This window comes from Ruegeria sp. G10, from assembly GCF_056533645.1.
Map to the genome: position 1 here is coordinate 412,568 of NZ_JBQFOQ010000002.1, position 22,382 is coordinate 434,949.

Annotated in this window: 21 protein-coding genes; 6 read left to right on the forward strand and 15 right to left on the reverse strand. The window is 54.4% G+C overall.

Annotation, left to right across the window (positions count from 1 at the left end; genetic code table 11):
• Nucleotides 1-56 precede the first annotated feature (56 nt).
• Entirely contained in the window at nt 57-611 is a 555-nt protein-coding gene (locus tag ACR0KM_RS05700) for a disulfide bond formation protein B (protein ID WP_480858203.1), read from the reverse strand.
• Between the two features lie 33 nt (nt 612-644).
• On the reverse strand, nt 645-800 hold the full coding sequence (locus tag ACR0KM_RS05705) for a DUF5993 family protein (RefSeq protein ID WP_480858205.1): 156 nt from the start codon (nt 798-800) through the stop codon (nt 645-647).
• Nucleotides 801-1,226: 426 nt separating this feature from the next.
• Here ACR0KM_RS05705 and ACR0KM_RS05710 point away from each other — a divergent pair, with 426 nt between their 5' ends.
• Nucleotides 1,227-2,744, forward strand: coding sequence for a basic amino acid/polyamine antiporter (locus ACR0KM_RS05710; RefSeq protein ID WP_480858207.1), 1,518 nt, complete (start codon nt 1,227-1,229; stop codon nt 2,742-2,744).
• Nucleotides 2,745-2,748: 4 nt separating this feature from the next.
• On the opposite strand, the gene ACR0KM_RS05715 is transcribed toward ACR0KM_RS05710, so the two are convergent.
• The 7 genes from ACR0KM_RS05715 to ACR0KM_RS05745 form a co-directional block, all read right to left on the reverse strand.
• Nucleotides 2,749-4,023, reverse strand: a complete 1,275-nt coding sequence (locus tag ACR0KM_RS05715) for a phophatidylserine decarboxylase associated domain-containing protein (protein WP_480858209.1) — start codon at nt 4,021-4,023, stop codon at nt 2,749-2,751.
• 344 nt (nt 4,024-4,367) lie between these two features.
• Nucleotides 4,368-4,757, reverse strand: coding sequence for an ectoine synthase (locus tag ACR0KM_RS05720; protein ID WP_480858211.1), 390 nt, complete (start codon nt 4,755-4,757; stop codon nt 4,368-4,370).
• 559 nt (nt 4,758-5,316) lie between these two features.
• Nucleotides 5,317-5,508: a V4R domain-containing protein gene (locus ACR0KM_RS05725; RefSeq protein ID WP_480858555.1), complete on the reverse strand. Its 192-nt coding sequence runs from the start codon at nt 5,506-5,508 to the stop codon at nt 5,317-5,319.
• Nucleotides 5,509-5,766: 258 nt separating this feature from the next.
• Nucleotides 5,767-6,423 carry a lipid-binding SYLF domain-containing protein gene (locus ACR0KM_RS05730; protein WP_480858213.1) on the reverse strand — a complete coding sequence of 219 codons (657 nt, stop codon included), beginning with the start codon at nt 6,421-6,423 and terminating at the stop codon, nt 5,767-5,769.
• 104 nt (nt 6,424-6,527) lie between these two features.
• Nucleotides 6,528-7,388 carry a tyrosine-protein phosphatase gene (locus ACR0KM_RS05735; RefSeq protein ID WP_480858215.1) on the reverse strand — a complete coding sequence of 287 codons (861 nt, stop codon included), beginning with the start codon at nt 7,386-7,388 and terminating at the stop codon, nt 6,528-6,530.
• Between the two features lie 82 nt (nt 7,389-7,470).
• Nucleotides 7,471-8,223, reverse strand: coding sequence for a porin family protein (locus ACR0KM_RS05740; RefSeq protein WP_480858217.1), 753 nt, complete (start codon nt 8,221-8,223; stop codon nt 7,471-7,473).
• 95 nt (nt 8,224-8,318) lie between these two features.
• Nucleotides 8,319-9,974: a sulfatase-like hydrolase/transferase gene (locus tag ACR0KM_RS05745; RefSeq protein ID WP_480858219.1), complete on the reverse strand. Its 1,656-nt coding sequence runs from the start codon at nt 9,972-9,974 to the stop codon at nt 8,319-8,321.
• A gap of 270 nt (nt 9,975-10,244) precedes the next feature.
• Here ACR0KM_RS05745 and ACR0KM_RS05750 point away from each other — a divergent pair, with 270 nt between their 5' ends.
• From ACR0KM_RS05750 to ACR0KM_RS05765, 4 genes are all read left to right on the forward strand, one after another.
• Nucleotides 10,245-11,225, forward strand: a complete 981-nt coding sequence (locus ACR0KM_RS05750) for a helix-turn-helix domain-containing protein (protein ID WP_480858220.1) — start codon at nt 10,245-10,247, stop codon at nt 11,223-11,225.
• 473 nt (nt 11,226-11,698) lie between these two features.
• A complete protein-coding gene (locus ACR0KM_RS05755) occupies nt 11,699-13,249 on the forward strand; it encodes a hypothetical protein (protein ID WP_480820219.1) in 1,551 nt (516 codons plus the stop codon).
• Between the two features lie 38 nt (nt 13,250-13,287).
• Nucleotides 13,288-13,980, forward strand: a complete 693-nt coding sequence (locus ACR0KM_RS05760; protein ID WP_480858222.1) for an HAD-IIB family hydrolase — start codon at nt 13,288-13,290, stop codon at nt 13,978-13,980.
• Between the two features lie 35 nt (nt 13,981-14,015).
• Nucleotides 14,016-15,290: a glycosyltransferase gene (locus ACR0KM_RS05765; RefSeq protein ID WP_480858224.1), complete on the forward strand. Its 1,275-nt coding sequence runs from the start codon at nt 14,016-14,018 to the stop codon at nt 15,288-15,290.
• Between the two features lie 543 nt (nt 15,291-15,833).
• On the opposite strand, the gene hpaH is transcribed toward ACR0KM_RS05765, so the two are convergent.
• From hpaH to ACR0KM_RS05795, 6 genes are all read right to left on the reverse strand, one after another.
• Nucleotides 15,834-16,634 carry a 2-oxo-hept-4-ene-1,7-dioate hydratase gene (gene hpaH, locus ACR0KM_RS05770; RefSeq protein ID WP_480858226.1) on the reverse strand — a complete coding sequence of 267 codons (801 nt, stop codon included), beginning with the start codon at nt 16,632-16,634 and terminating at the stop codon, nt 15,834-15,836.
• On the reverse strand, nt 16,631-17,485 hold the full coding sequence (locus ACR0KM_RS05775) for a fumarylacetoacetate hydrolase family protein (protein ID WP_480858228.1): 855 nt from the start codon (nt 17,483-17,485) through the stop codon (nt 16,631-16,633). The genes hpaH and ACR0KM_RS05775 overlap by 4 nt, the downstream gene beginning before the upstream one ends.
• The gene (locus ACR0KM_RS05780) at nt 17,482-18,879 is read right to left on the reverse strand and encodes a pyridoxal phosphate-dependent decarboxylase family protein (protein WP_480858230.1); all 1,398 of its coding nucleotides are present in this window, start codon (nt 18,877-18,879) and stop codon (nt 17,482-17,484) included. Before ACR0KM_RS05780 ends, ACR0KM_RS05775 begins: the two co-directional genes overlap by 4 nt.
• 86 nt (nt 18,880-18,965) lie before the next feature.
• Entirely contained in the window at nt 18,966-19,808 is an 843-nt protein-coding gene (gene hpaD, locus ACR0KM_RS05785; protein WP_480858231.1) for a 3,4-dihydroxyphenylacetate 2,3-dioxygenase, read from the reverse strand.
• A 90-nt stretch (nt 19,809-19,898) separates the two neighbouring features.
• Nucleotides 19,899-21,407, reverse strand: coding sequence for a 5-carboxymethyl-2-hydroxymuconate semialdehyde dehydrogenase (gene hpaE / locus ACR0KM_RS05790; protein WP_480858233.1), 1,509 nt, complete (start codon nt 21,405-21,407; stop codon nt 19,899-19,901).
• On the reverse strand, nt 21,404-21,793 hold the full coding sequence (locus ACR0KM_RS05795; protein WP_480858235.1) for a 5-carboxymethyl-2-hydroxymuconate Delta-isomerase: 390 nt from the start codon (nt 21,791-21,793) through the stop codon (nt 21,404-21,406). The genes hpaE and ACR0KM_RS05795 overlap by 4 nt, the downstream gene beginning before the upstream one ends.
• 171 nt (nt 21,794-21,964) lie before the next feature.
• Between ACR0KM_RS05795 and ACR0KM_RS05800 the strand changes: the two genes are divergently transcribed.
• Nucleotides 21,965-22,378, forward strand: a complete 414-nt coding sequence (locus tag ACR0KM_RS05800) for a MarR family transcriptional regulator (RefSeq protein WP_480858557.1) — start codon at nt 21,965-21,967, stop codon at nt 22,376-22,378.
• Nucleotides 22,379-22,382: the final 4 nt, after the last annotated feature.

A 22,382-nucleotide genomic window follows, 5' to 3' on the forward strand; every position in this document is an offset into this window, starting at 1 on the left:
CTCAATTCAACCACAAATCAAATCGCTATTCGGTCTCATGACCATCCAGTCGCTTATCAATCGGCTGAGACTCCCAGCTCATCCAGCAGCTTGTAGTCGGTTGGCGGATCGTCACAAATTCCTGGACCACACTCTAACAGAGCTGAGCCGGCGTTGAGTACCGCCAAGAGCAGGATCAGAAAAAACGCCGTTTTGGCCAGCGGGCTGCCACCGAACCTTTCGGTTGCCCGGACGTCCGACGCCAGATCGTATTGTTTTTCAAAGACAAGCATGATCGCGGTTCCAAGGATGACCAAGCCAAAGGCTATTCCCGCCCAAGTATAGAAATGCAGGCCCAACACAGGTGAGCCGTAATGTCCTGTCCCCGGAACGATGTGCAAAAGGATCTGCCGGATCGAAACACTTATGCCGAAGATCGCCGCAACCAGAACTATTCCATAGTTCCTTGCGCGCGTCCCCCACAACAGGTTCAGCCCCAAACCAAACCCAACGGCGACAAACCCGACGCGCTGTAACAGACACAATGGGCAAGGCAATTCGTACAAAACGAGCTGAAAATAAAAGGCAAGTGCCAATACAAGACAGACCGCAAGGGCGCCCAGCGCGTTCATGTTTCGAGCGAATTCAGGTGACATCGATCGACCTCAAAGCTGGATGGAAAGTGGGGTCGTAGCGTGGAATTTAAGCCAATATGTGCTCATCAAAACGGCGAGGACGAAGATGACGTATGAGACTTTTACGAAGTTGAGATAGGCAAACGCCATCGCGCTTGCAAAAAGTGCAAAAAGCAAAGCGATCATGGGATGCTCCTTACGGATCAAATGGATCTATTGAGACCAATACCGCTAAGCTGAACCGGTTCCGGTCCTTTAATCAAGCCTTTAGCTATCATTAGATGTGCTCAACTTTACCGGCTGCTCGCCATGCATCGATTTTGCGCTATGGCGAAGGTCGGCAATGCGCACTGCAGGCGGCATCAATGGTGCGTCTTATAGGCCGTTTGTCGTTCTCAATGCGCTATGCAGCAAATTTCCGTTCGTCCATTTTTCGAACCTGGGCGCTAGGAGGCACCTATTGGGAACATCACAGACAGGGTCTTTTGGTTCTTGCGTTGCAAAATCGACGAGCAACCAATCGATAAATGCAAAAGATGCAGCAAAAACTTCGACGATTATGTAACCTGAGCAAGCAAGCATCGTTTCAAGAGCAGTCGGAAAATCGAACTTATGGCAGCGCAATCTAACCCAGGTTCGGACGCATCGGACGGAGAGGCTCAACGGAAATCTGCTCCCAAGAAACTTGGTCTGTTTGCCATGACCCTACTGGTTGTGAGTGCGATGTTTGGCGGCGGAGTGTTCAATATTCCGCAAAGCATGGCCGAGCAGGCTGCGCTGGGTGCGATTCTCATCGCATGGTTGATCAGCGGACTGGGTATTTTCTTTGTCGCGCGAAGCTTTCAGGTTCTGGCCGATATCCACCCCGAGATGACCTCGGGCATCTACATGTACGCCCGCGCAGGGTTCGGCAGGCTTGCAGGGTTCCTGATCGCGTGGGGATATTGGCTATCCGTCGCATTCGGAAATGTCAGCTATGCCGTTCTTCTGATGGACGCCCTGAATTACTTTTTCCCGCCATACTTTCAGGACGGGAATACGTGGCAGGCCACGCTGGGTTCGTCTCTGATCATCTGGGGTCTGTGTTTTCTCGTCATGCGCGGCGTGAAAGGGGCGTCGCTTCTGAACAGTATCGGAACCGTGGCCAAGTTCTTGCCGGTTGTTGTTTTCTTGGCGGTGGTGGTTTTCTTCTCGTTTGGAAAAGGTCTGATCACCGCGGACTTCTGGGGCAATGCCCCTGATCCTCAGCATGCTGGCAAACCCTTGGGCAGTCTTCTGGACCAGATCAAAAGCACGATGCTGGTGACGCTCTGGATGTATATAGGCATCGAATGTGCCGTGGTGATGTCCGATCAGTCTGACGCCAAAACCGTCAGCCGGGCAACCATCCTGGGCTACTTCATCGTCACGGTCATCTTTGTTCTCATCTCGGTCGTGCCATTCGGGGTGATGTCCCAAAGTGAGCTTGCTGCACTGGCCCCACCATCTACTGCGGGCATTGTGATGTCGCTTGTCGGCTATTGGGGCGAGGTGTTTATCAATGTCGGCGTCATAATTGCCCTGCTCAGCTCTTGGCTGGTTTGGACGCTGTTGGTGGCTCAACTGCCATGGGTCTGCGCAAAGGACGGAACCTTTCCAAAGTTCTTCGCCAAGACCAATCAGGCCGGTATTGCGTCGAACTCTCTGATCATTTCAACCGCTATTATGCAAGCCGCCGTTATCGTTGTCTATTTTGCCGACAATGCATGGAACCTGATGTTGTCGATCACGGGGGTGGTGATCCTACCGGCGTATATAGGATCTGCGATTTTTCTGTGGAAGGTGATCTGGTCGGGCGATTACCCGCGCACCGCTGAATACGGCAGGAATACGGCCCTGATCAGCAGCCTGCTTGCGACGGGTTTCGGGCTGTGGCTGGTCTACGCGGCGGGCATTCAGTTCATGCTGGCGGGCGCGATTATCTATGCGGCCGGATTGCCGATATTCTATTGGGCGCGGCGGACTGCTGCAGATTCGTCCGCCGCATTTGACCGGGCCGAGGTATTGGTAGCCGTGGTTCTGGTGTTGTTGGCAGGACTCGCCCTGTGGATGTTGATCGATGGGCGGCTGCCACAGGTATTTTCGGTTTGATATATTAAACCTTCCTGCGCGGTCCAACCGTTGCAATCTGCTGGTTGACCAGGATGTTTGTGCTGTCCAGCCCCGGTTCCTGCCCATGCAGGTCAAAGTCGATATCAACGTCCGACTGAAAGACCAAGCAATGTGTTGAACCACCAAAATGGAACATACCAATCTCGTCACCTTTGGTGACATGCTGGCCTTCGTAGACGGTTATGTCACAGGTTGAAACTTCGGCCATGCCGATGCCGACGAAACACATAAGGCCAATATCCGGATTGTCCGCTTCGATGAATATCAACGCGCGCGTGGCCACCTCGGCGATGTAACCCTGCGAGGCATTCGGACCGGCAGGGTCCAGACCTTCCGGCATGATTTCCGAGTAATAGGTTCCTTCGATCCGACGGGTTTTGACAACCCGACCCGATACCGGTGCATGCCAGCGATGATAGCTGAGTGCGCTCAGGAACGCCTGGTAAACAGTGGCCGAGTCAAAGTGATGAACCAGCGGATCGTTATCCAGCATGAATTGCAGCGCGTAAGGTTGGGCTTTGATCCAGAACTGATCACGCAGCTTTACATCTCGGGCGACGCGATAGGGTGCGGATTCGCAGGCGTTGACGACAACCGCATCATCGCCCGGCGCAGCTATCGGTCGGACCCCTTCGCGAAACCGGCGCGTAAAGAAATCGTCCCAGGATTTGAACCCGAAGTGAGGCAGTGACGGGTCGCAGATGAAGTCTTCTTTGAAGGTGGGCATCGCTTTTTGCGCATTTGCGCCGAACCACCCTGTTTTCGGGTCATCAGTCAAAACCGATCTGCTTTCCGGTGATTGCAGGAAAATGGCCCATTCATTCAGCATATCGCGCAGACAGGCATCGATCTTGTCATCCAAAAATCCGGCCCAGCCACCGACATTCGCCATCGACCAGTCAAGGATCGCATTAAACGGAAATCCCACCAATCCGCTTTCATTGAATTCGGGCGCGTGCGTCATGATCGTATTGAACAGCCGCAGCATATGTTCATAGTCGCGCACCTGCGGCTTGCCCGAAGGCGAGGTTTTCTTGCTCTCGGGGACCTCCTGAAACATCTGCGAAAAGAACATATATGCCTTCGCATCGGTCTCGATCAGGTTTTTCAGCCTTCGTACAGATGGCAACAGCGGGCTGGTGTCCTGCTCGGCCTTGTCGGCGATTTTGGCAGACCAGGCGTCCAACACTTCCTGATCCGAAGGCAACCATTTGCCGACTTTGTAATGAACGTTTACAGACGTTTCTTTCGAGGTCATCGTAAGCACCTTATCCAACTGCGTTCTGGTCCATCTCGACCCAGACGATACTACATATCCAGTCGCCGCCCAGTCTATTTGGACACAGACACTTTACAACCTTGCGGTGTCCACGATCCCGACATCTATCGCTAGAAGGATCGCGCAGATGCAGGAGCGTGGTAACCCCGAGCGGCTGTCGCAGTATACCCTCCTATCGGTATGCTATGAGCCGCGCGTGAAGGCGATCCTGATGATCCTTGGGAATAGGTGCCGCGGTCTATCCAACTTCCGGAAAGAGCCCATTTTTCTGGGCGGCGCCCTGTGGCCCAAGGATCGATTGGCGGAAATCGTTGCCGCGCTCATCAGGATGTCGTCGGAGCATAGCTTCCGTCTTCGCGGTGCACTTCACCCCCGGTGAGCGGTGGATTGAAGATGCAGACCAGTCGCAGGTTCGTATCTGCGGCGCGGACCCGGTGCCGATCATGCTGGTCGAGTGCATAGAGTGTAAATGGCTCAAGCGGATGCCAGGCTTCATCGCCCACCGCTTTGATCTGACCCTTGCCCTCGATGCAATAACAGGCCTCAAGATGATGCGTGTATTCAAGCTCAAGCTCTGCGCCCATTTCGATCAGCGTATCGGTCAGTGAAAATCCCATGCCGTCAGACGCCACCAAAAGCCGTCTGCTGTTCCAACCCGGGCCGGAAACATCACGTTCAGTTCCAAGAACTTCCTTGAGTGATTTAACAATCATTCCTCACCACCTCTCTCTACCTTACCGCTCGGTTCATTCCGTCATCTGACGGTATGCTCTGGCAATCAACATAAAGGGCGCCTGCGTTGGCAGGGAACACGCAAGTCTGTCCAATATCCCGGAATGTAGCGGAGTGCTGAGCAAGGATTTCCCGGCGAGCTTGTTCAAACAGATCCACTTTATCGCGAAACTTGGGCAGCAGGTTGTTCAGGCGAATATTGTGTCGCGCGTAGGGGTCGCCGTAAAGCTTTGCGCAACTGTGCGGCGCACATCGTTTGCAAGTCATCGACATCCAGAACCGAGCCTTGGCCACCGATGCCGCCAAGCTCTTCCGCCAGTGCAGTCGAACAGTTAGAGGGTGACATCAACGAAACCTTGTAACCAGCCCTTGCCATTACGATCAGGCAGCATCGGCCAATGTGTTGTCCTGTCCTTGTCATCACTGCGACTTTGGTTGCGCCGGGTTTGTTTCGGCGCTCCGAAAGCACTAGATCAATCGTATTGCCGTACCCATCGACAGCTTGAAAGAGATAGGGCGAGCTCGCTACCATCAAAGGCCCTAGTCGAGACTGCGCGTCACCTTTAGCTCAAACCTGCAGGCATTAGCTGAGCTTTGCGCGCAGCAGCTCGTTTCGGCACACCTGACGTCCGGATGCACCAACTCCCGGTAGAGATACTCAAAGACAGCCGCGTGCCAAAGGCACAGCGGCGTCTGGCTTGTTTCGCCTCGAACGATTGGATTGTCCGTAATCTCGAACGTCCAGACGTTTGCTGCACGTGCAAATCAGGGTCTTTTCGAACTGATCGGCCTAAATACTGGTTCAGGTGTATTGCGAGGCTTGGCCGTAAAGATGAATATTTCATACTCCGCCCAATTCAAATCTCGCAACATACGGAAATGCAGATTAACCCAATGTCACAGGCAGAATGGTTGTCCTAGTCAGGTGTGTTATTCATAGTCTCAAGCGGTCAACCCGACGGGGTTACTTTTAACGAAAACCCGTCCAATTTACTTTTCGATTCTGCTGATCTTAGTGCCCTGAAGACTTGTCCCTGCCATTAGACCTTCTTGCCCGAAGACTATTGGAACTATATCCCCTTGTAGATCGTTTGTTCCCATAGACGCGGACCAACCCTGATCCCCACCTACGAGTGTTGGACCGCTTCCAGCCTCCCAACCATTATTGTTACGAAAGTATCCGAGAGCGTGAGGATTGAGGAAGAACATGACATATGAAAACTGCTGAACACCTGCCTGAAACCCATAAGACGCGCCGGCAATACTGTAGTATCCAGTGGTGTTCCCGTCTTCGCGCATTGCTCCCTCTCCAAATTGACCGCCTACCATCAGGCCACCTTTAGTGATCTTGGGAAAGACCAGGATCGCAACTGCTTGATTGGACAACTCTATGGTTTCAGGAGAACTTGCGTGAAGCTGAGCGAGTACGGCATCTACACCTGCGTCGATCTCAGATACGGTCGCACCGTTAGTCACATCAAATACAGTTTCGCCAGCTGATTCAGCTGCATTCCCTACCTTATCGACCACACCAGAGACACCTTCTGTGACTTTATCGAGCAAGCCTTGGGAACTCACCGATGGAGCCTGAGAAAGATGCACGAGGCATGCAACCACAAGTCCGAGCAAAAGTTTGGGACGTATCATGTTTCCTCCTATTGCCATTTTCGCTGGAGCAAGGTTGCGACTGACCACTACCGAAAGGTTGCTCAAGTCACCGACCCTTTCTACTTTCACACCCTGAGTTCGCCTCAGTTCAAATATCTGTTTCGTAGAATAACCAAGTCTTCATCCGTAAGACCAAGACCTTCGCGAAGGTAGCCATCGACCGAACCATAGCTCTTTTCAACGCTATTGTAGAACTCTTCGAGATAAGCCTTCCGGACCCCAAGCGAAGGCCAAACAGCTTCCGATGTCATGTTTGTCCCCTGAGCAGCATTGACTTCAGCTGCGATTTCCTCGGCCTTTTTATCTGCATCTTTAAGCACGTTGCTCATCATGAAATCGGCTTGAATGTCTTCTTTCGTGACACCAAGCGCGGTCAGCACCAACGCGGTAGCGACGCCGGTGCGGTCCTTCCCGCCAGAGCAATGGTAGAGAACCGCCTCACCTTCCGGCTGTGCAAGCAAGACGTCGAACAGATCGCGATACTCGTCTTTATAGTCCGTTGCGATGTAACCGAAGGCTCGGGCAAACAAGGCATCAGTTTCTGCCGCCTTGGCCTTCCCTGACTTGATGCTGGAGCGCATGTCTTCAATCATCCTACTTTCATTTTCCATCACCGGGAAATTATGACGCATCGGCCCCTCTCCTTCTGGCCATTGCGCGGGATGGGCTGTCGCCTCGGATGTGGTTCTGAGATCGACAATCACACTGACGCCCATGTCGTCCAGCGTCCGCATGCTGTCCTCACTGATCTCATCTATCTCTCCGGATCTGATAAGTTGCCCCGCACGCACCGAGCGGCCGTCCTCCGTTCGCAAACCACCGAGGTCTCTGGTGTTGAGGACACCTTCCAGCGACACAGCACGCTCCTCAGCAGCGATGACGGGAGGAAGCACGCCAATCGTCATCAGAAGAAGAGCGGCACCAATTGAACTGAGTGATTTCATGTCTGTCTCCATTGCCTGGTAGGACTAGGGTCTTCGACGCTGTTTTGCTCCGAGCCGGCTAATCTTGCTAACATCTTTCAACTCAGAACCCGAACCTTGCACCAATGAACGGCCCTTGAAAGGTTAGATCGGATAGAACCTGGGAATTGCCGAGGTCCCACGTCAAATACCGGTAGCCGAATACAAGGCCCCAATTGTTGATCTGGTAACTGACCGCAGCACTTAATTGTGCGGTCAAATCGCTTTCACCTGCCCCGATATCTGCATAGTAGGAAACGCCCAAACGATCGACGATCTGGGTGGTCCCACGGATGCCAACGATGGCGTCCCAGTTATTGATCCCATCCGAGATGCGCTGTGATCCAGAGGCGATAGAAAGATTTGCACTGGCGTCGAGATCCATGCCCCGAAACCCGCCAAGAACAGAGACCCGCGTGTTGGTGCTATCTGCCAGATCATAGCCGGCAGAACCGGAAAAAACCGTCCCGCGCACGTCGGCTTCTGCATTGGCTGCAAGGCCTGGACCCACGACAGTGTTCTGGTCATCACTCAGATCCAGGTACAACGCGTCCACAAAAATCGAATATCTGCCGCGCCGCGCTTCGAGCGCTCCCATCAAGGCAAAATCGAGATTGTCGAGAATGTCACTGAAGCTGATATCAATGCTGCCGCCGGCTGTTGTATCTCCGTTCAGTGCAGGGCCCCAGAGATACAGGTAGCCAGTGAAATCCCAGTTCGCGTCTTGTGCATTCCCATTCGCTGCCCAGCCCAAAGACAAGGCAACGCTTATGGTGGCCAGGAGTTGCCTTTGGGCTGACATGGTTCTCTCAGACATGACATTGACCTGCTGTTGTACCGGCTATTCTGTGCGACGCCATTTCTTCGTCTTCGAGGCGCATGCGCGAACAGGCTCAGCGCGCCCGCTGGTTTTCATTCTTGCCAGCTCATAAAGACCTGCCGCGCCTCTTCGCTTTCAGGTCGAAGGTTTTCTATGCCGCCGTAGGGTATGTCCTTGCCGATCTCAGAGTTCGGGTACTTTGCAATCGTTTTCTGATGACGTTTGACCATGTCCTGAAAAGAAGCCCCGGACCAAAGCGCATTACCGATCAGAGCATTCTCTTCCCGGGGATCGCGATAGACGTTAAAGACGGGTGCCGCAGCCCCGGGCTGACCGGGCGCAGGCAGGTGCATTTTGAACTCCTGCTTGACGACCGACCGAAGAACCGGGCCTTCGTAGACATAGACATAATCGCGACGCCCGTTCCCCTCACCCTCAAGCAACAAAGCTGTCTGATCGATCCCGTCGATCACCCGGTCACGGGGGATGAAATCCGTTGCTCCGGCGATGCGGGCCATCGTTGTGTAGATATCCGAGACATGAAAGATATCGCCCGCCGCGCTGTCGGCCTGAATCACGCCGGGCCAGCGGATGAACGCGTCGGTACGCACGCCGCCTTCCAGATGCTGGGTCTTGCCGCCGCGATAGATCAACTGGTTCAGGCCGGATGTCCCTTCATATTGGTACATCAAACCGTTGTCGGCCATGATCATGACGATGGTATTGTCTGCCTCGCCGGTCTCGTCCAGCTTGGTCAGAACCTCTCCGATCCAACCGTCCAGCAGTTGCAATTTATCGGCATGAAACCCACCGTTTCTGGAGAGAGCCTGATCCGGGTAGACGAAATTCAACGGGTAGAGCGGCCAGTATTGTAGAAAGAACGGCTCATCCAGTGCCGCCACCTGTTCAAGTTGGTCCAGTGCCTGTGCCTGATAGCGTTCGTTCATTTCCTCGTATTTGGCTTGCGTCCACTCTTCGCCCGCAGCCATATCAACCTCGCGCGCGGGTCCGCCTGCCACGCCTTCGACGCCGGTCACCAGCCCGTAAGGTTTAAAGCGTTCGTCCATCAGGAACTGGTTGTTTTGGCCTGAAGGATGGAAGCCCAGCATGTTGTTTGCCTGCATAGCCTCGCGGGTCATCAGGCTCAGCTGGACTTGCTGATGCAAAGGGAACGCGGCCCAGTCGAAGCCTTGATTGTGCGGGTACGCCTCTTCGATATCGCCCTGATGCCACTTGCCGACATGAGATGTGTTGTATCCTGCCTGTTTCAAAATCTCGGGCAGGGTGACCTCGCTAGCGGGCAGTCCTTCACCGACCAAAGCCACCTTGACCTCTTCGACGCCTGCCCGGATCGGATGGCGACCGGTCAGCATTGCAGTTCGGGTCGGCGTGCAAGACGGTTCGGTATACATGCGCATTAGCGACATGCCTTCTCGGGCGAACCCGTTGATGTTGGGCGTTTCGATCCCCATCACATAGTTCATCTTGCGCTCGCCCATCTGGCCGAAGCTGATGTCATCTATGAGAATGTAAAGAAAATTCGGGGGTTTGCCGCCGTTGGCTTCGCGGATATCTGCCAATCTGGCTTCGATCTCGACATCCTGCGCATCCCATTGCTCACCAAACTGGGCGCGCAAAAACTCAAACTCTCCGTCATGCACAATTGCATCTTGCTGCGCGGTCGTCGGCAAAGCGCTCAGCATTGCAAGCACACTGGCTGCGAAACCGGTTCTTAAAGGTTTGGTCACTCTCGGATCCCCCTCGAATACTCGTAAATTCCATGGCCTGAGCAATCAGTTCGTGGCATCTTTCTGAACACGACTGATTTGCGTGTTGTGCCAGTTCAGAGAGCCTCCGATGCTCCGGGGGCGTGAGAAATGTCACCACCCACTCAGATCGGGCATCGGCTTCGCGAAGCCGCGGAAGACCCACGGCTGTAAGGTTTGTAGGCTCGGCTGACACTTGACTCCCGACGGTTCAAAATCGCTACATTGCCGGTAAAGTGTCAGGCAATTGAAATGGACCACATCAAAAATTCGCCAAAATTGCAGAACGCCGCCCATCCCAAATCGGTCGAGGCGACACCGGCAATGGCGCTGAATTTTGATCACCCCAACATGATTGGGGAGGTCACACCCTGGGAAATCGACTTTCGACAGCTTGACCCAGGACGATTGTCTACGGCGATTACAGTACGCTCCGGGAATTCGGTATCCACCCTGAACATCGCTATGAACCAACGCGTTCACCAGCGAGGTGTTTCGCCAAAGGGCTGGATGAGCTTTGGTATTCCAACAAAGGGTGCTGTCGACAAATGGCAAGCAAACGATGTTACCGATGGCGCATTCCTGTCTTTTGGGGACAGCAACGGGTTTGATGGTATTTCGACAGCGGGATTTACGGGCAATGTTGTATCATTTGAAACCAAACGACTGGAGAGGTTGGCCAACACCTGTGGGTTTCAATTAGATGACAACAAACCGGCCGCCCGTAGATTGGGCTCAAAAACAGGGTTGGCAAGCATGGCGCGATTGGAGCGTCACGTGTCCAAATTGCTTACAAGTTCTGATGCACAATGGTCTCAAGAGACAGAAGAAACTCTGATGCTGGAAGCCCTGAACATCCTAACCGACAACGAATTACATTTTGACAAGAGTCAGGCGGACACGCGACGGCGATCCCTTGGACGCGCGATCGAGTTTATGCTCGCCAACCTTGAAGATCCAGTTTCAGTGGAAGAGATTTGTAAGGAATGCGGGGCGTCTTGGCGAACGTTGGATCGCGCTTTCAACGAGCAGTTCGGACAAGGGCCCAAGTTGTACTATGTGCGGCTTCGACTGAACCGCGTTCGAGAGGACCTTCTTGCAGCATCTTTCAATGGCACAATAACCGACACCGCCAACCTGCACGGATTTTGGCACATGGGGCAGTTCGCACGGGACTACAGGTTGTTTTTTGGTGAACTGCCGTCAGAAACACGGTGCAAACCAAATTCATAACTTCAGATATTTCCAAATGCCCCAATTATCGCGGGTCTGGACAATCAGTTCGAGAAAACAAACAGAGGGATCAAACGAAGAGTGGTACAGAACCGACGTTACGCACTGCACCCCGATGCTGTCGTCTTACCGCGCCGTCCCGATCTTGGCTGCAAGCGCGAAATTCGGTGTTGGGCAAACGGCAGTTCCGTGCATTTGTGCGATGATCATAGGCTCCCAGCCGCCGCCCAATCAGAAAAGCGGAATTCAGCATCCCCCTTTTTCTTGGGAGATATGGTAGTGCTTTCGCGAGATTATGCCGCAAATCAGAAGAAAACTTCGCGCTGAGGACAAGCATCGGGCTTCGTATGCCTGATTGTCTCATTCTTAGGTTCGCGTACATACTGTGCAGGTCACATTGCGCGAACAGCATCACAAAGCGCTTTCGTTTCTGGCATATTGCATAGTGGCTATACCTAAGACATTCTGAAGCAATGTACGCTTCACATGGTTTTCTGCAGTCCGATATCGGCGATGTCGACGTTGTCCATCACGACGGGCTTTACCATCTTTTCCACTTAGTCCTACCGAACCACGATTTCATTGCTCATGCCGTCAGTAAGGATGGCATGACATGGCGTCGTGTTCGAAACGCACTGTTCGTCGGAGATCCGGGCGCTTGGGATGACGACATGCTATGGACCATGCATGTTACACCGGATCCCGAACGCGACGGGTCGTGGCGGATGTTCTACACCGGGCTGACACGTAGCGAATACGGTCGGGTTCAGCGTGTGGGATGTGCCAGATCGGATGATCTTTATACGTGGGAGAGATGCGACACCGGATCATACCCACTCGAGATTTCTGGGAAGTGGTATGAATCGAGTGTCGATGAGGGCCGGAACTGGGTCAGCTTTCGGGATCCTTTCTTTTTTTGCGATCCGGCAACGGGCGAGCGTTTGCTCTTGTCTTCCGCACGGGTCAAAGAAGGCCCGATTGTTCGCCGTGGCTGTGTTGGTGTCGCCCGTGAAACTGCACCAGACATTTTCGAATTTGGTCCGCCACTGTGCTATCCAAGGCTGTATGATGATGTTGAGGTTCCCAATCTTGTTCAGATTGAGGGGCGCTATTACCTGATCGGCTCGATCCGAGAGGATACGAAAATCAGGTACTGGTACGCAGACGATATTGAAGGACCCTACAAGAATTTCGCTGACAATGTCCTATTGCCTGAGGGTAACTATGCGGCGCGGATTTGTCGTGTGGATGACCGGCTCTTGCTATTCAACTTTTTCCAGCGACGAGTGATTTCCTACGGCAAAGAAGTCACTACGCGCCTTCTACCGCCCCCCAAGGAATTGACCACGGATGACGCAGGGCGTCTGATATTGCGCTCGTTTCGTGGGTTCAACGCGAATGCACACAGTCCGTTTGAGGTTACTCACCCCGCAGAATTCGAAGCGATGTTCGGTAATCCGTATGCATCGATCCACGGCGACAATGGAAGTGTTCACGTGTCTTGTCCAAGCGGGTTCGAGGCGTTCCTATTGCCAGGTGAACACGAAGATTTTCGATTGCGTGCGCGCATTCAGCTTGAAGGTCTCGGCAAGTGCGGGTTGGTTCTGCGCTGTTCTGAGGAAGGGGATGGGTACTACCTGTCGCTCGACTTGGTGAAGGGGTATGCCCAGATCAGGCGCTGGGGGGCCAATCCGCGTCCCGAGTTCGAGAACGCCTTCGACTACGAAACGCTGCAAAGCGGTAATTTTGTCACCGACAATGCAAAGCAAGAGTGGGAGATCGAAGTGGTCTCGCATGGTACGTATATCGAATTCTCGATTGGGGGTCAGGTTACGTTGTGCGTCGTCGATGACGCGTTCCTGACGGGGCGTGTCGGGTTTTATTCGGAATCTGCGCAACTCAAGCTAGACGGGATCAAGATGGAACGGCTGTTACGATCCGTTAGCGAAGAGGAAACGGTGTATACCTCGACCCGCCATTCGGAATTGAGAATGCCGGCAGCCGACGCGCCTGCGGCCTCATGAATGATGTATCGAACCAAAGGCCTCATCGATGGCTGCTGGTGAGTGATATCGATGATACCTTGACCGGGGATGCAGACGCACTGGCGGAGCTTGCCTTGGCGCTGGAAGATGTCGGAAAGCGCGTGACGTTTGCCGTCAATTCAAGTCGGCCTGCGGCCAGTGTCGCGACCACTCTGGCGAATGACTTTCCCGAAACACTGCGCCCCGATGCAGTGATTACGGCCCTGGGAACGGAAATTTCGGTTGAAGGGACCGAAATGTCAGCGTGGCAGACCCGGTTTTCCGGTTGGCCACATGACACTGTTTTCTCAATACTCGCGGACCTCGGCCATCATCCACACGACCGAATTTTTCAAACCGAGCGCAAGGTCAGTTTTGCCGTCCCTGAACAGGCACAAGCTGAGGCGCGCAGGGCTTTGTCCGACGCGGGGATCGATTGCGAAGTTATCGTGTCCGGTCGTGATGACTTTGACGTTTTGCCCAAGGGTGCTGGCAAGGCAGCGGCAAGCCTGTTCGTTGCCGGCCATTTCGGGCTTCAACTCGATAATATGGTGGTTGCCGGAGACAGTGGTAATGATTTGGATATGCTTCTTGCGGCGCCCGCCCGCATTGTCGTCGGAAACGCACGGCGAGAATTGATCGATGCGTTGGGGCCTGCATCATTTTATCACGCAACGAGGCAGCATGCAGCGGGTGTGCACGAAGGACTTCGGCATTTTGGCGTGTTATAAACTACAGCACAACGTGCAAAAGGGATGTGGCTGACATGAGCAACGGCAATTCAGGTTCGCTATTGATGATTTCGCTGCACGGCTATGTGGCGGGATCACCCGAACTTGGAAAACCGGACACTGGTGGACAGGTCGTCTTTGTGATGGAGCTTGCCAAACGGTTTGCGCGCCTTGGCTACACGGTGGATGTCGTGACGCGGCGGTTTGAAGATCAGGCCGCAGAAGACCGGATAAACGAAAACCTGCGAGTATGGCGCATCCCTTTTGGCGGAACCGATTTCATTCGCAAGGAGGATATGCACGACTGGTACGGCGATTTTGTTTCGAACCTGTTGGCTGCAATTCGAAAACACGGTCTGTCCTACGATGTGGTGAACAGTCACTATTGGGACGCAGGAGTTTCGGGCCAAAAAATCGCCGAAGAACTGCAGATACCCCATATTCACACGCCGCATTCTCTTGGCTGGTGGAAAGCCAAGGATATGAAAAGCCTCGGAGAAGGCAAAGCAGCGAACTACCGTTTTGAGGAACGCATTCAAAAGGAATTCGTACTCTATCGTAGCTGCGATCACGTTATTGCAACAAGCGAGCAGCAGGTTCAGTTGATCGAAGACCACTACGACCTTCCAAGCGAACACATATCCATGATTCCTCCGGGCATTGATGAACAGCGGTTTACTGCGGTGACGCCGACGCAGGTTGCCGAAATTCGCCAAAGGCTGAATATGTCCCACAATGACGTCTATGTCGTCGGTCGTGCCGCAACAAACAAGGGATACGACCTGATCATACAGGCTTTGCCGCATCTGCGGGCCTTGCAGCCGAACGCCCGTCTGGTTCTCGCGGCTGGGGCAAATTCAAGCGACGATAAAAAGTTGATCGATAGCTGGAAGAAACAGGCCGCAGATTTGGGGGTCGCGGATTTTGTCGATTGGCGCGGGTACGTGGCGGATGACGATCTTGCTAACTATTACCGTGCGCCAGGAGTTTTCGCGCTCCCGTCGCGCTATGAGCCTTTCGGTATGACCGCCGTCGAGGCTATGTCGAGCGGCACCCCAACGGTCCTTACCACGCGCGGTGGTCTTTTCGAACAAGTCGAGTTTGGTCGTCACGCGCTGATAGCTGACCCAACGCGCCCGCAGGAGTTTGCTGCAATGGTAAGTATGCCCATGCAGCACCCGTGGTTGCGAGAGAAACTCATGGTAGAAGGCGCAAGATTCGCCCGCCGAACATTTGGCTGGACAGGTATTGCACGCCGAACGATCGGGATTTTCGAAAACTTCCGGGGTAAGTACCAATCCGTACTTTGAATCGGGCTCTGTCGTATTCTTTTCTGCAGTACGAATGAGTGGTGGAAATTTCAATCTATTGTCAGATTTGCTGACAGGATTACTCAGTCGTGCCACTGACAGCTTATAGAGTTTTGGGCGCGACAGGCAGGAAGACAACCGATTTCACTCACCTCGTGGTTCCAAGGTTACTGGCACTGACCGCGCTGTTGCTTCGTCGCTCAGAAATGGAGGAACATCATGGCAATGCCCCTTTTCGGGGTACAACGAAATTATCTTCCTGTTCCCAGCCGCTTGATCCATACTTTTGTGTCAAGCGGTGCTGCCCCGGCACCCGGCAGATCGGGCGCTCTGTGACCTTCATCTCGCTTGCGATCCGGTTGATGCAGGCACGGCAGCCGCCGCAGCTTCTGAAGTACTTCTTCCGGGTGGTGTCTCTTCTTCGACACCAGCGTACCCCCCCCGTTTCTCTAACATAACGGTGGTCTAGCTCGGTTGAGTTGGCTCAGGCCTTGAGCACTGCCTCAAACGCGTTCTTTGGCATTAGTACATTCAGCGGTCTTTTCAGGCAAAGTCGATTTCGACCGAACCGAAAGGTCCAAAATCTGCGTGGATCTTTGTACCCGACGGGCATTCGACGGGGCGGATAAAGCTGCCGGATAGGATAATCTGCCCCGGTTCGATGCTCTGACCATATTGCGCCATCCGGCGCGCCAGCCAGACCACGCTTTCGATCGGGTCGTTTAGCACCCCTGCGCCCAAACCGGTTTCTTCGATCTCGCCGTTGCGGAAGGTCAGCGCGCCGACCCAACGCAGGTCGAATACGTCGATCGCGTGGCGCTCTGTCCCCAACACGAGGCCCGCATTAGCGGCATTGTCGCTGATTGTATCGTAGACGTTACGCGCCCTACCGCTTTCCGGGTCTGTACGTTGAATACGGGTATCCAGGATTTCGATGGACGGCGCGACGTAGTCGGTTGCGGCGACAACATCATCACGCGTGACGTCCTTCCCCCCGACAGAGGACTTCATGACAAAGGCAATCTCGGCCTCGATCCGGGGCTGAATGAAGCGACCGGCAGGGATCGTGCCGCCATTCGCAAAGACCATGTCATCAAACAGAATGCCACTATCAGGAATGTCGATGTTGAGCGCATATTGCATTGCCTTCGAGGTCAGGCCGATTTTCCAGCCTATGACCTTGCGCCCTTCCGCCAGTTTTTGCCGATAGATCGCATTTTGCACCGCGTAGGCATCATCCATACCCATCTCGGGGTGGCGCAGGCTCAGCAAACCGATCTGCTTTCCCGTGCGTTCAGCCTGCATCAGATCGGTCGCAGCGCGGGCATGATCTTCGGGTGTCATGGCTGTTCATCCTCGACCGTGTTTCGCAGCGTCCCAATGCCGTCGACCGACACCTCAACAACGTCTCCGGGGGCAAGGTATTTCGGCGGATCAAACCGCGCGCCTGCCCCGGTGGGTGTGCCGGTGACGATGATGTCCCCCGGCTGCAACGTCATGAAGGTCGAGATGTATTCGATCTCACGCCGGACCGGGAACATCATACGGTTCAGGGTATCGTCCTGCCGCAGCTCACCATTCACGCGGGTCTCAATGCGCGCGTCATCCAATTGCGATGCGTCGGTAAACGGCACCAGCCAAGGACCGATTGCCCCCGAGTTATCCCAGTTCTTACCCTGGGTTACGTTGAACTTTGCATGCCGAACCCAATCACGGATCGTACCTTCATTGCACAGGGTCAGCGCCGCGATATGGTCATAGGCGTCCTGTTGCGAAATCCTACGACCGGGCTTGCCGATCACAATGGCCACTTCACCCTCATAGTCCAGCGTGTGGTTTTCCGGAGGCCGGATCAACGGGCGGTCATGCCCTGTAAATCCACTGGCAAAGCGTGGGAACAGGGACATGTATTTCGGTTGCGCACTGCCGTCTTTGTATTCCGCATTCCGATCCGGGAAGTTCACGCCGACGCAAAGGATACGGCGCGCGTCCGGCATCACCATTTCATAGGCAAAATCGGTATGTGTGACAGGCTTTCCCTGTGCCGCGCTGATCAGTTGATCAAAGGCTCCGGCGGCGATCACCTCGTATAGGCTGGCATATTCAGGGAAGGCCTCATTCAGCGCAATTGCACCGCTATCGGTGACTGCCCCGAAATAGGTGTCTCCACCGGCGGTGAAGGTTGTAAACTTCATGCAAGTATCTCCCAAACCTCTTGAATGACATCTGCGGCCATCAGCACGTCATCCCGCGTCGTATCAAATTGTCCGACCTGAAAGCGGATGATTTTGCGACCATCGAACATGCCCTGCGTCAGGTAGATCCTGCCATCGTCGTTCAGTGCATCGACCAACCGCTGTTGCATTTCATCGTCGCCGGGACAGCGGAAGGAAAACAGGCTGAGGATTGGGGCGGTCGTAATCTTGAACCCCTCCATAGCCCCTATTTTCTCAGCAACTTCATTGGCCCAAGCCACGTGGTTACGGATACGCGCGCGCAGTCCGTCCAGCCCGTAGGACCGCAACAAAAACCAGATTTTCAACGCGCGAAAGCGGCGGCCCAGCGGGATCGTCCACTCTGAATAGTTTGTGACGTCTGCGCCTGTGGTCTTCAGGTATTCGGGCTCGATTTTCAGCGTGTTGAGCTGCCGTGTCGCGTCCTTCAGAAACTGGATCGCGCAGTCAAACTGCGCCCCCAGCCATTTATGCGGGTTGAACACGATGCTGTCATAGCGCTCGGCCCCGGCCCACAGAGCGTCGCGGAATTCGGGGCAAATCATGGCCGACCCCGCCCAAGCGGCGTCCAGATGGGTGTAGAGGTCATACTTCGCAGCGATATCGGCGACGGCCTGCAGATCATCACAGGCGCCAACACCTGTGCCACCGGTGATTGCGATGATCCCAGCTGGGGCGTGCCCCTCTGCTATATCGCGTTGGATCGCGGCCTCCAGCATGTCGGGGTCAACGGCGAATGTCGGCCCTTGCGTGGGCAACTTTACCAGATTGTCCTGTCCGATACCCGCAACCCAGCAAGCACGGTCAATCGACGAATGAACCTGATCCGAGCAATAAATCCGCAGAGCACCCTTGGCGTTCAACCCTTGCCGGTTGCCCGTAAAGCCCGTGGCGCGTTCGCGCATGGTCAGGACAGCCGACAACGTGGCCGACGACGCGCTGTCCTGAATGACCCCGGTCATCCCGTCCGGCAGACCAAGCGCCTGTCGCAGCCAATCAACCATCACGCCTTCAACCTCAGTTGCGGCGGGTGAGGTCTGCCACAGCATACATTGCGCAGCGATTGTGGTGACCAGCATTTCCGCCAACATTGACGGCGGCGCGGCGTTGGCAGGAAAGTAGGCGAAGAAGCGGGGATGCTGCCAATGAGTCATCCCCGGCATGACGATCCTTTCGAAATCAGCCATTATCGCGTCCATCGGCTGCCCGGATTCTGGCGGCGTCGGTTCAAGCTGACTGGAAATGTCGCCCGGCGAAGTTTGCGCCCGAACCGGGCGTTCTGACAGCGTTTGATGATAATCGGCGGCCCATCTGGCTATCTGCTGCCCCCACTGTGCAAATTCGTCCCAGTCCATTCGCTCGCTTTCCTATACCGCAATCGTCGTTCAAGATTGACCATCGCGGACTGTGTCGATTGTTCTTGTCTTGAGTTGCGCAGGCTTCAGACCGAAAAGCTGATATTTGTCTGACCCGTTCCTGAGCTGCCAAAATAGGGTGTGTAGATATCAATCTCGCCCTTGTAGCTGCCCCAGCCAAGTGCACCGAACAAAAGTGCCGTGTCGTTCATCGCGCACTCTCCTGTGCATTTCTTGGCGTAATCAGGAAGAAGCTCGAGGAATTCCTCAAACCGCCCCTGTTCCCAAAGCTCGATAACTCTCAGATCCATCTGGCGATTGAACTCACCGTTGACGGCGTTCAGGCCGTCGACCGAGCGTTCGTTTGGCGTGAAATCATGGCTGAGCGAACCAGATGCCAGGATCGAGACATCTCGATCCGAGCGCCGGATGCCTTCGGCAATTGCCTCGCCCCAAACACGGTTCTCCTGAATTGACGAGAACTGATTGACCGCAACAGGTAGTACCCGCGCGTTGACGCCGTCATTTATGAAATGCATCGGCAGGAGCGTGCCGTATTCCATACCCATGTCGGGATGCGAATGGCCCAAGGCCCGCTCTCCTCTCTCGCGCAGCACGTCGAGAATGGTTTCCCCAAGTTCGTGATCACCTCGGTAGTCGAATTGCATATCCGCCAACATGTGCGGCAGTTCATGGCTGATGAAACGCCCCTTGTGGTGTTCTTTGGTGTTTAAATGGAACCCTTGATTGGTGATCCAATGGGTATCGAAGATGACAAAGGTATCAACCTTGCGATCAATCGCATCCTGACGCAGGCGCGCATACCCATCGATGGCAGGTTGCCGGATGCCTTTGTATTTTGGCATCGTATGGGACATCCAGATGCTAGGCACATGCGTGATCTTCGCAGCCTGTACAATCTTTCCCATGACAGTTCCTCCTTATTGCGATGGGGATGCCCCTTATTTCATGGTCTGAGTATAGGATACCCGGCCCGATTGCGGCACCGGTATCCCAAATCATTTACCCAACTGAGTGATCTTGTGCTGACCGGTGGCAAAACCGATGTGCTTTTGCTCCATATAGAACTCGAACGACCAGTCCCCGCCGTCCCGCCCGATACCTGACGATTTGACGCCACCGAATGGTGTTGGCAGGTGACGGACGTTTTCCGAATTTACCCAGATCATCCCCGCCTCCAGCCGATCCGTAAAGCGCAGGGCGCGTGTCAGGTCATTCGTCCAGACATAGCCGGTCAGACCGTAAGGGGTGTCGTTGGCTATTTGCAGCGCTTCCTCTTCTGTCGAGAACGGAATTGCAGTCAGAACCGGGCCAAAAATCTCTTCGCGCGCAATGCGCATCTGGTTGTTCGCATTGGTAAACAGGGTTGGGCGCACGAAATACCCCTCACCTTCAACCTTCGTTCCACCTGCGGCTATGGTTGCACCGTCTTCCTTCGCGATGTCGAAATAGCTGGTGACCTTGTTATAGTGCTCCTCGGTCACCAAGGGACCGATCTCGGTGGCGGGGTCCAAAGGGTGGCCAACCTTGATCTTGTTCACCCGCTCGACCAGCTTGGCCTCGAACGCTTCCTTGATCGTATCCTGTATCAGCAAGCGCGAAGAGGAGGTACAGCGTTCGCCGTTGATCGAATAGATCATGAAAATCACGGCATCCAGGGCACGGTCTAAATCTGCATCATCGAACACAATAACGGGGTTCTTGCCACCCAACTCAAGATGGTTACGCTTGAGCGTATCTGCCCCCTGCTTGGTGATCAGGCTGCCGGTGCGGCTTTCGCCGACAAAGGCGATGGCGCGGATTTTAGGGTGCTCGCACAACGCCTTTCCAGCTTCTTCACCGAAACCGTTGACCGTGTTCAAAACACCTTTGGGCAGACCTGCCTCTTCGGCGATTTCCACCAGCAACCGGGCTGTAAGGGGGCTGGCTTCGGCTGGTTTGTGAACAACTGTGCACCCAGCCGCCAACGCGGGCGCGATTTTCCACGTGGACAACATAAACGGAGTATTCCAAGGCGTAATCACACCAACGGGCCCAATAGGGACACGTGTCGTAATGTTCATCAGCGTCGGAGATTTCAAATGCTGGCCATCCCGCGCCTGCACGACCTGATCGGCAAAATACCGAAAGTTCTCGGCCCCGCGCAGCGCCGCCTTGGACATGAATTTCAACGCCTGGCCGGTATCCCAACACTCGCACAGGGCGATTTCTTCGGCCCGAGCTTCAATAGCCTCAGCCACACGGATCAGGATTTTGCGCCGTTCGGTTGCCGGCATGTCGCGCCAGTCAGAAAAGGCATCGGCTGCAGCATTGGCTGCGGCGTCGATATCATCGGCGTTTCCTTGGGCAACCTCGCAGATCACGCTTTTGTCGACAGGCGACGTGTTCAGAAACCGGCCAGCGGACCCTTCCCAGTCTTCACCTGCAATACGGTTCTTTATTCCATCTTCCTGAAACCGCGCCAGCAACCCATGCAGCGTTTCAATGTTCTGCTCCAAAGTGCTCATTTCGGTTCCTCCAGATGGTCGCGGATTGTGCCGCATTTTGGGGAAAACTTCGCATCAATCTCGCGCAATTCGGACGACAATGCGATCGAATGCGTTTTCATTGCCGGTTCAAGAAAGGTCCGTGCAGTTTCAAACAATCGCTCGATGACTTCCTGTTTGACCTCGTCAGTCCTGCCCTCGCGCAGGCGCACTGAAATATCCACAAACCCGTGTTTGGCGTCGCCATCAGCGATCGAATAGTGATCAACCCGTGTTGCCCGCACGCGTAGCCCGGGCATGGGCAATGCATCCAACGCAGCCGCAGATTGCCGTAGCACATTGCACAGCTCGGCCATATCCAACACTTGCTCAAGGTTACCCGAGTATTCGATGTGGATGTGCGGCATTACTCAACTCACATTATTTGTCATGTTAATTAATATTGTTGCTATCTGATGTTGCGGCATCGAGTCAATCAATTTATTTAACATGTGATCTATATTGAGGTTGGATTATTGCCAGACGCGCCGAATACCCGAAAAGCCGCCACGCTGCCCACAACGGCGCAATCGCTTCCGGTGTCTCTTATCCGTGCGCGCGAGGCCGTAATGGCACCAATTCGCAAAATGCTGCAGAAAGCCGGAATTACGGAACAGCAGTGGCGTGTTTTGCGTGTCCTAAGTGAGAATGGGAAGACAGACACGGGCATGCTGGCAACGCGCGCAGCACTTATGTCGCCCAGCCTGAGCCGGATCATTCAATCCATGGAAAACTCTGGCCTCGTTTCCCGCGAGGTCGACCCAAATGACCGTCGCCGTCAGCACATCGCCATAACGGCCGCGGGGCAGGCAATCATCGATGACCATTTGGATGAGGCATCAGAAATCGCAGCGTATTACCGCAATATCCTGGGCGACGAAGACCACGACACCCTCGTCGCCTTGCTGCAAAAACTTGCCTTGGGTCTCGATGATCCAAATCAGGGCACTTAGCGGT